The sequence below is a fragment of the Leptospira ainazelensis genome (genome assembly GCF_016918785.1).
GTDB classification, from domain to species: domain Bacteria; phylum Spirochaetota; class Leptospiria; order Leptospirales; family Leptospiraceae; genus Leptospira; species Leptospira ainazelensis.
In genome coordinates this window covers 1-8716 of the sequence record NZ_JAFFPT010000012.1, presented here as the reverse complement: position 1 = coordinate 8716, position 8716 = coordinate 1, and the positions used below count along the sequence as shown (strand labels likewise).

Sequence of the window (8716 nt, the reverse complement as noted above, 5' to 3'; positions counted from 1 at the left end):
ATTCGGATTGTGTCTTTCGAAGAACGATAACAGTGCGAAACCATTAACAGGTTTAATTTATAACTAAATCCAAGTATAATAAATCTTTCTTCATTTTCAGAATGGTCGGGGTCATTTATAATCCTTGCGTTTTCGTCGTAAAAGACTGTCTTTGCATCTTCAAATGAAATTCTATGTTTTTGTCTATTTATGGTATTTTTAGATGGATCCCATTCAAATTCGATTGATTCCTCCATATGTATAGTGTCAATATATAGTAAATATAAGGAATGTCAATAGTATTCGCTAACCGAAATGATTACTTAATGTAATTTAGTCTTACGGACGCGTGACAGCAACTAACTTCGGCTTCTCGCGGCGCTTCGAGATCGCTCCGCGACTCTTGCTTGGCCTTCGGCACATTTGCTTTGTCACTCGGTTTGCAAGACGCTCACTAAGGTTCGCTCAAACCTCGTTCCAATTCTTCCGCGTGCTTAGGCACGCTTCAGAACCGCAAACGTCGAGAAGCCTATTTCGTTATGCGAAAGTGCCGATGTCTGTTTTTTTATGCAGGTCTAATTTGAAGAAATTTAAGAGATTAAAGCCCTAAATAGCTTAAATACGCGAACGAAGGAGCTTAAATTTTATTTGACAATTACTACTTTTGAAATGACTGTTTCTTATGCCTTCAACAAAACAACAGGCGATCAATCTTATTGAAAGTTTACCGGATGATACGTCATTTGATGATATTATGGAAGAGCTTTTCTTTTCCAAAAAAGTTCAACAAGGTTTAACTGAATTGGATAATAATAAAGTTGTTCCTCACGAACAAATTCTTGAAGAAATTAATAAATGGCGAAAGAGATAGTTTGGTCTTTAAGAGCCAAGTCTGACCTCCACGATATTTACGATTACATAACTAAAGATTCTGAAGTTTATGCCTTAAATGTAATAAATCGAATTGTTGACGCGGTAGAAAATATTCCTTTGTTTCCATTGATGGGCAGGGTAGTTCCTGAATTTAATATTGAAAACTTAAGGGAACGAATTTCCGGGAATTATCGCATCGTTTATCGTATAAATAAACTTCACAATATTGAAATTGTTACGATCCATCATTCGGCGAGATTGCTAAATAATCTCTGAAGAAATTTCGGCACCTTCGCCTAACTTCGGCTTCTCGCTCCGTTCGCGACTCACGGTTCCCGCTCGCGCTCACTTCGGGCTAAAGCCACATTGCTTTGTCACTTCGGTTCGCGAGCCGGCGCTAAGGTCGCTCGAACCTCGTGCCAACCGCATCGCGCACAGGCGCTTGCGGACGCAACGTCGAGAAGCCTCTTTCGTTAGGCGGCATCTGCTAAAAATGAATTCTGCAACTTGATTTAATATTTAAAACCGTTTTACTTACTTTTGGAGTTGACATTACATCTTATATGATGTAATTTAATTTGTGGCGAGAAAATGGAAGGTTTACTATTACTCTGAATCTGAGGAAGAAGAGAGTGAAATTGAGACATTTATCAATTCTAAGGATGAACGAAATCAAGCAAAGATTTTAGCTTGGATCGAGAAACTTGAGGAGTTAGGCCCAAATTTACCAAGGCCTTACGCTGATATATTAAGAGACGGCATTCATGAGTTACGAATCAAACTTTCAGGAGATCAGATACGTATTTTATACTTCTTCTGTTATAAAGACTATGTTATACTAACAAATCATTTCATTAAGCGCTCTGATAAAGTTCCAAAGTCTGAAATAGACAAAGCTGTAAAGAGGAGAGAAAAGTTTCTTAAGAAATATCCAGAAAAGGAAATAGGGAAGTTATTATTATGAAATCATTCCAAACCCATTTAAAAACTAAAATTAAGAATGAAAAATTCAAAGAAAAAATTCAAGAAGAAAGGGAATTAATTAGTTTGTCTTTAGAATTACATGATTTACGAGAAAAGAAAGGCCTTTCCCAATCAGAGCTTGCGAAAATGGCTCACGTAACTCAACAGCAACTTTCAAAAATTGAAAATGGGATAAATTGTAATCTTGCTACTTTTTTGAAAGTCTGTCACGCGTTAGATTTGGAAGTAAAGGTTCGATCTCGCAAGAATATCGCTTAAATTTGAAAGCAGACGCCGTCTAACTTCGGCTTCTAACTTCGTTCGCGACTCACGGTTCCCGCTCGCGCTCACTCCGGGCTAAAGCCACATTGCTTTGTCACTTCGGTTCGCGAGACGTTCGCTAAGGCTCACTCGAACCTCGTGCCAACCGCGTCGCGCACAAGCGCTTGCGGCCGCAACGTCGAGAAGCCTCTTTCGTTATGCGACAGTGTTTTAAAATAATTATTAAGGAAAAAAAATGAAAAAAAGAATAACTATTCTTCTTATTCTGGTAAGTATAACTAATTGCCGATTTACTATCGGCGAGGCGGAGGAAGAAAGAAAAATAGAACAATTAGAGCTTTTGTCCCTAATTTCAATAGCTAATTCTAACAGAATTATCACACTTGGCAACACTAGAGTTTACAGAAACATCGTCTCTAATACTGTAAATTCTACACCAATTGCAATTAGCTTTGATAGTGTCGTATATGATACGAATAATATTTTTTCACTTACTGACCCAACTAAGTTAACAATTAAAAATGCCGGGTTATATCATGTATTGGGCCAACTCTCTTATGCTCAGAATGCAACAGGAATTAGAAAAGTAAATATAGTTCTTAATGATTTATCTGTGATAGGATCCACTGCGGTTCCTGCTGCCACAACCGATTTAACTAATATTTCAACAGAATCAATCTACAGATTAGCATCCGGGGATTTTATTAGGCTACAAGGATTTCAATCCTCAGGTGGGAACTTGGATATAGCCGTTAATAGCGGGTACTCTCAAGTGCTTACAGTTACAAAAATTTCAGAATAACAAAACACCGTCGCATAACTACGGCTTCTCACTTCGTTCGCGACTCACGGTTCCCGCTCGCGCTCACTCCGGGCTAAAGCCACATTGCTTTGTCACTTCGGTTCGCGAGACGCGACTAAGGTCGCTCGAACCTCGTGCCAACCGCATCGCGCACAGGCGCTTGCGGACGCAACGTCGAGAAGCCTCTTTCGTTAGACGTAATTGGCCAAGGCTAAAATTGAACGAAAAGTAAGTTCCTGGAGAAAGCTATAAATCGACTCTTTCAATTTGAAGAAAATTCTTAAAAATAGATTAAAAGCAATTGCTTGATTTTTTGGATTGCACCCGCATTGTGTGGTTCATGGACAGAGATTTGGAAAATTTAAAGACGCAGGTTATTAATCTCGTAAATCCTTTAAAAATAGTTCTTTTTGGATCGAGAGCTACAGGCTCATTTAATAAACACAGCGATTACGATATTCTAATCGTTATGCCCAAAGGAACGAATAAAAGAAAAACTGCCCAATTCCTTTATCAAAACATTGAAAACATAGAAAGACCTTACGATTTCGTTGTGGTAACTGAAGAAACGTTAGAAAAATATTCTAATTCGCACCATCTTATTTACTTTCATGCACTTAAAAATGGGATCGAGCTATATGCCGCTTGATGACCCGAGTTTACCGAATACTTGGCTGATTCATGCGAAAAGTGATTTATTGTTATCTAAACTTGGTGATCGTGAAGAGATTCTTTTTAATCAGCTATGTTATCATGCACAGCAATCCGCAGAAAAATCGCTGAAAGCGGTCCTAATAAGTTATAATATAGATTTTGAGTTTACTCATAATATAAAAAATCTTATTTCGTCCCTACCTTTAGAAGTCGAAAGACCAGATTTTTTTAAAGAATTAACTATACTTACGGATTACGCCGTGTCCACTCGATATCCTGGTGATTATGAAGAGATTCTTTTACCTGAGTATGAAAAGGCTATTTCTTTAGCACAACAAGCTTTTGATTGGGCAGAAATATTAATTAGAAAGTGACTTTTTAAAATCGAATGGCCAACTACGTCTAACTTCGGCTTCTCACTCCGTTCGCGACTCACGGTTCCCGCTCGCGCTCACTCCGGGCTAAAGCCACATTGCTTTGTCACTTCGGTTCGCGAGACGCGTCTAAGGACGCTCGAACCTCGTGCCAACCGCGTCGCGCACAGGCGCTTGCGGACGCAACGTCGAGAAGCCTCTTTCGTTAGACGAAATGCCGCAAAATGGAATTGTAATGAATAATAAAATAATATTTCTAGTAATGGTTTTTCTATCCTGTTTTGGCCGTGATCCAAATTTCAAATCGCAGATCATGTATGTAAAAGAAAATCAGATTGTCCCATTTTATTTAGATCCTGAACTTCAAGAAAGTAAGGTCGAAGACTTAAATGAAAGAGTAGGCGTTGCGGTCATTGATCAGCTTACAAGGTTCAACTTGCAAACGTTCAAAATTCTAAAAATATTCAAAATTCAGCATGGCATGGCCGAAGGTTACGCTCTTTCAGAGCATTTTACTAACGAAGTTCCAATTTTAAAAAGAGAATTAAGTAGCTCTAATATTGAATCATTCTTGGGTCAATGGGGATCATTTTCCGAATTCGAAAAAATAGTTGGTTTTGATGAAATCGAAGGTTTAGAGTTCAAAAAGGAAAATGGAAAAATTAAATTATGCTATTTTGGATTAGATCGAAATCGCTACGAAGATATAAATATAAAATGCGAACAGTATGAATGTGAAATAAAACAAGATAGTTATTCACTAGGAAAGTTTAGGATATTAAACAACCGTGTTATCGAGGTAATTGAATTTGAAAAGTATGACTCCAAAAAAAACGGTGAGAATTTTCATTTTCAGGATAATTCTGAAGTTATTCGCACTCCCAATAAATTTTTACTAAATTCTCAAGATTAAAATGAATTCAGATTTTTCAAATATAAGCGAAAGCGGCACTTCGTCTAACTTCGACTTCTCGCTCCGTTCGCGACTCACGGTTCCCGCTCGCGCTCACTCCGGGCTAAAGCCACATTGCTTTGTCGCTTCGGTTCGCGGGACGGCGCTAAGGCGCCTCGAACCTCGTGCCAACCGCATCGCGCAAAAGCGCTTGCGGACGCAACGTCGAGAAGCCTCTTTCGTTATGCGACATTTGCCCAGGGGATGACGGAAGAACGGGCGGGGACGAAGCGGGGCAAGGGGAAATTTCGGATTGTTTCTCTTTGCTAGACTAACTTGATTTCTAATCCAAAGATTAAGTTAGAAATGTTAGGGTTTTTCTGTTTTGGTCTTTCCTTGCAGGAAAAACTTTAAAGTTCAAAAGTTACTTTTTCTGTGATGTATGTTTTTTGAGCCCCAAGCAGTCCCCGCGGTTCACCGTGATTCCGGTTGGGCAAACGATCGCCTAACTAACGCTTGCCGCTTCGTTCGTCACTCACGGTTCCCGTTCGGACTCACTTCGGTCTCCGACACATCGCTTCGCGAACTTGGTTAAATAGTCAAAGAAGAGTTTTTCAGTAAGAGAAGTTCGCGACCCTTTCGCGCGTAGGCGCTCGGGGACGCGACGTCGGCAAGCTTCTTTCGTTAGGCGACATTCCGCTTCGCTTTTCTTTGGGTTGGCTAAGTGTTTTAGGGGGATAACTGCAACTGTTTCATTAGGTTGCAATGGTTTAACGATATATTTTCTTGACGCTCGCGGAACGATCGCCTAACTAACGCTTGCCGCTTCGTTCGTCACTCACGGTTCCCGTTCGGACTCACTTCGGTCTTCGACACATCGCTTCGCGAACTTGGCTAAATAGTAAAAGAAGAGTTTTTCAGTAAGAGAAGTTCGCGACCCTTTCGCGCGCAGGCGCTCGGGGACGCGACGTCGGCAAGCTTCTTTCGTTATGCGTCATGGTTAAACTAAGGAGATAATAAAACTATATGAAATCCAAATATTCGATGCTATTAAAAGTATTAGATAGATTGAATCTGGAAGCGCCTGCATCGTACAAAACATACCATCCTGATGATTCCGATGTTGCTGGCTTGGATAAAGCACGGTCCTTATCGTTTATACACTTATTTCTAAAAGTGAAATTTGGAATTACTGACTTTCTTGATCGTCACAAATTAATTACTGACGGGACACAAGATGGAGGTTTAGATGCTTACTTCATTGATCATGAACAAAAAAAACTATATTTAATTCAAGCAAAGTTTAGAAATAATTCCCAAAATTTTGATTCAAAGTCAATGAGCACTGATGACTTGATAAAAATGGAAGTATCAAATCTGATCAAAGGTGTAAAAGAAGATAGTAATGGTGTGCAATTTAATGCTAAAATTTTAGCTTTTCAAAGCGAATTGCAGCGTATTCGGGATATTGCTAGATATGATTACCAGGTTATTCTTCTGGGAAACCTGTACAAGCTAAATGATTCTCAGATAAGGAAACTTATTGATAATGCAGAATATCAGATATTCGATTCAGAAAAAACATATAATGAACTCCTTTTCCCTTTGGCCACTAGTACTCATTATGACCCTAATGAGATTATTATAAAATTATTACTCTCAAATAAAGAACACCCTCGGTTGAAACAGTTAATAGAAACTGAGTATGGAAATTACAATGTAACAGTAGTGTTTGTTCCTATAATCGAGATAGCCAAAGTTATGAGTCAATATAAAAACTCAATTTTAAAATATAATCCAAGAAATTATCTTCAATTACAGAAGAAGTCAGTAAATGAGAAGATTAAGTCAACCATAATAGATCAAGATAAGAATAGCTTTGCTTTACTAAATAACGGGATAACTTTAATATCCGAGAATTTAAATTTTTCTGATAGCACAGGCAAACAGAATGAAGGACAAATTATTCTAACAAAACCTCAAATTTTAAATGGAGGCCAAACAGCGTTCACAATCAGTAAAATATATGAAGAATCGCTAGGAAAATCGAAAAATCCGCTTATAGGAAAAGAGGTCTTACTGAAAGTGATTACTCCTATTGAAAGTGAAAATAAAATTGATCCAAATTTTATTGAATTAATTTCTAATGCAACAAATCAGCAGAACGAAGTGAGCGAAGGGGATAGGCGGTCAAATCATCCGATTCAAATTGAGCTTCAATCTAGAATATTCGAAACTTTCGGATACTTTTATGAGCGCAAAAAGGGGGAATTCCAAGAAGGATACCAGAGCAAGTTTATTGATGGACAATTCATTATAAATCGATTCGATTTTTTAAAGGCGTACTGGGCCTATAAAGGTGAACCAGCTGCTGCTCGTCGTACTAGTGAAGAGAATATTTTTCAGGAAGACATTTTTTATAGAATATTAAGTGATACGAATAGCTTTAAAGAAATGTTTTTCTCTTATCTATTATTCGAAAAATTGATTAATGAAGAGAAAAAATATCAAAAAAAATCTGATTCGATTTCGGAAGTTGGATATGGGCTTATATACGGTAAATGGGCTGTAATCGCTTCAATAGGTATATTAAAATTACAAATTCCAATAGAATTGGAAGATATAGTTAAACTTGTAGAATTACATACAGTTCATCGTTTAAGAAACTGGAAAGACTTTGATGAGTTTATATCAAAAAAAAGAAAAGGAACAAAGTATTTTCCTAAGACAGGTTCACCAAATTATGAGCTCTTTTATAAAATTAATTTCTTGGACGAAGACATTAGAGAATATTTTCTTAAATAATTAACCACGACGCATAACTTCGGCTTCTCACTTCGTTCGCGACTCACGGTTCCCGCTCGCGCTCACTCCGGCCTTCGGCACATTGCTTTGTCACTTCGGTTCGCAAGACGCGACTAAGGTCGCTCGAACCTCGTGCCAACCGCGTCGCGCACAGGCGCTTGCGGACGCAACGTCGAGAAGCCTACTTCGTTAGACGACATGCGTGCTAAGTAAATTTTGAAATAAAAAATGCACTTATATATTCGTTTTCATAATTAAGTGAAAATCAAAAATTTTATTGACAAAAACGGAAGTGTATTACACACGTAATACAAGAGGCAAGGTATGATTAGTCTTCGATTACCCCCAGAATTAGAAAAGAAATTATCAGAAGTAGCGAAAATTGAGAATAAAAGTAAATCAGAAGTCATTAAAGAATCTTTAGTTTATTATATTGATAACTTTGCTCAGAAACCATCAGCTTATGAATTAGGTGAGAAATACTTTGGCCAATATAAAAGCGGGATTTCAGACAAATCAGTAAATCACCAAAAGCATATTAAAGATGCGATATTGAAAAAGCAAAAAGGTAAATGATAAAAGCAATTATCGATACTGGGCCGATCGTAGCATTCTTCGATGAATCTGATGCATATTGTACCAGAATTCGTTCTTTTCTTAAAGATTTCAAAGGAAGATTATTCACAACTTTAGCAGTTGTAACGGAAGTTTCATATTTGCTATCAGATAATAAGAAAATTCAGAATTCTTTTATCGAATGGATTAAAGACGGTGCAATTACAATTTTAAATCAAGACAATGAGCATTTCACATTGATTTATCATTATATGGAGAAATATTCCGATCGACCTATGGATTTTGCGGATGCTTCTCTTGTAAGTCTTTCCGAAGTTTATGGAATAAAAGATATTTTAACATTAGATAGTGATTTCCTTTTTTACAAAACGAAAAAAGGTAAGGCATTGAATATTATTAATTCTGAGATGATCAAATCTTAAATTAGGGCACGCACGATCGTCTAACTTCGGCTTCTCACTTCGTTCGCGACTCACGGTTCCCGCTCGCGCTCACTCCGGCCTCCGGCACATTGCT

12 protein-coding genes are annotated in these 8716 nt (G+C 37.9%); 11 read left to right on the top strand and 1 reads right to left on the bottom strand.

Translation table 11 applies throughout. The annotated features are described in order from the left end of the window. Positions 1-236, bottom strand: a 236-nt coding sequence (locus tag JWG44_RS03070) for a BrnT family toxin (RefSeq protein WP_205273501.1), incomplete at its 3' end; no start/stop codon positions are given. A 425-nt stretch (positions 237-661) separates the two neighbouring features. On the opposite strand from JWG44_RS03070, the gene JWG44_RS03065 reads away from it, so the two are divergent. The 11 genes from JWG44_RS03065 to JWG44_RS03015 all read left to right on the top strand — a co-directional run bounded on the left by JWG44_RS03065 (position 662) and on the right by JWG44_RS03015 (position 8622). Beyond that, a complete protein-coding gene (locus JWG44_RS03065; RefSeq protein WP_205273500.1) occupies positions 662-850 on the top strand; it encodes a hypothetical protein in 189 nt (62 codons plus the stop codon). Further along, complete coding sequence (locus JWG44_RS03060) at positions 835-1128, top strand: type II toxin-antitoxin system RelE/ParE family toxin (RefSeq protein ID WP_205273499.1); 294 nt, start codon at positions 835-837, stop codon at positions 1126-1128. Before JWG44_RS03065 ends, JWG44_RS03060 begins: the two co-directional genes overlap by 16 nt. Positions 1129-1432: 304 nt before the next feature. Further along, positions 1433-1816, top strand: a complete 384-nt coding sequence (locus JWG44_RS03055) for a type II toxin-antitoxin system RelE/ParE family toxin (protein ID WP_205273498.1) — start codon at positions 1433-1435, stop codon at positions 1814-1816. Next, positions 1813-2094 (top strand): helix-turn-helix transcriptional regulator, encoded by a 282-nt coding sequence (locus tag JWG44_RS03050; protein WP_205273497.1) that lies wholly within the window; start codon positions 1813-1815, stop codon positions 2092-2094. Before JWG44_RS03055 ends, JWG44_RS03050 begins: the two co-directional genes overlap by 4 nt. Positions 2095-2332: 238 nt before the next feature. Further along, positions 2333-2899, top strand: a complete 567-nt coding sequence (locus JWG44_RS03045; RefSeq protein WP_205273496.1) for a hypothetical protein — start codon at positions 2333-2335, stop codon at positions 2897-2899. Positions 2900-3239: 340 nt separating this feature from the next. Next, positions 3240-3548 (top strand): nucleotidyltransferase domain-containing protein, encoded by a 309-nt coding sequence (locus JWG44_RS03040; RefSeq protein ID WP_205273495.1) that lies wholly within the window; start codon positions 3240-3242, stop codon positions 3546-3548. After that, positions 3538-3927, top strand: a complete 390-nt coding sequence (locus tag JWG44_RS03035) for a HEPN domain-containing protein (RefSeq protein WP_205273494.1) — start codon at positions 3538-3540, stop codon at positions 3925-3927. Before JWG44_RS03040 ends, JWG44_RS03035 begins: the two co-directional genes overlap by 11 nt. A 235-nt stretch (positions 3928-4162) precedes the next feature. Then, complete coding sequence (locus tag JWG44_RS03030; protein ID WP_205273493.1) at positions 4163-4840, top strand: hypothetical protein; 678 nt, start codon at positions 4163-4165, stop codon at positions 4838-4840. Between the two features lie 1005 nt (positions 4841-5845). After that, on the top strand, positions 5846-7624 hold the full coding sequence (locus JWG44_RS03025; protein ID WP_205273492.1) for an AIPR family protein: 1779 nt from the start codon (positions 5846-5848) through the stop codon (positions 7622-7624). Between the two features lie 324 nt (positions 7625-7948). After that, on the top strand, positions 7949-8200 hold the full coding sequence (locus JWG44_RS03020) for a ribbon-helix-helix protein, CopG family (protein ID WP_205273491.1): 252 nt from the start codon (positions 7949-7951) through the stop codon (positions 8198-8200). Beyond that, a complete protein-coding gene (locus JWG44_RS03015) occupies positions 8197-8622 on the top strand; it encodes a type II toxin-antitoxin system VapC family toxin (RefSeq protein WP_205273490.1) in 426 nt (141 codons plus the stop codon). The genes JWG44_RS03020 and JWG44_RS03015 overlap by 4 nt, the downstream gene beginning before the upstream one ends. Positions 8623-8716 lie beyond the last annotated feature (94 nt).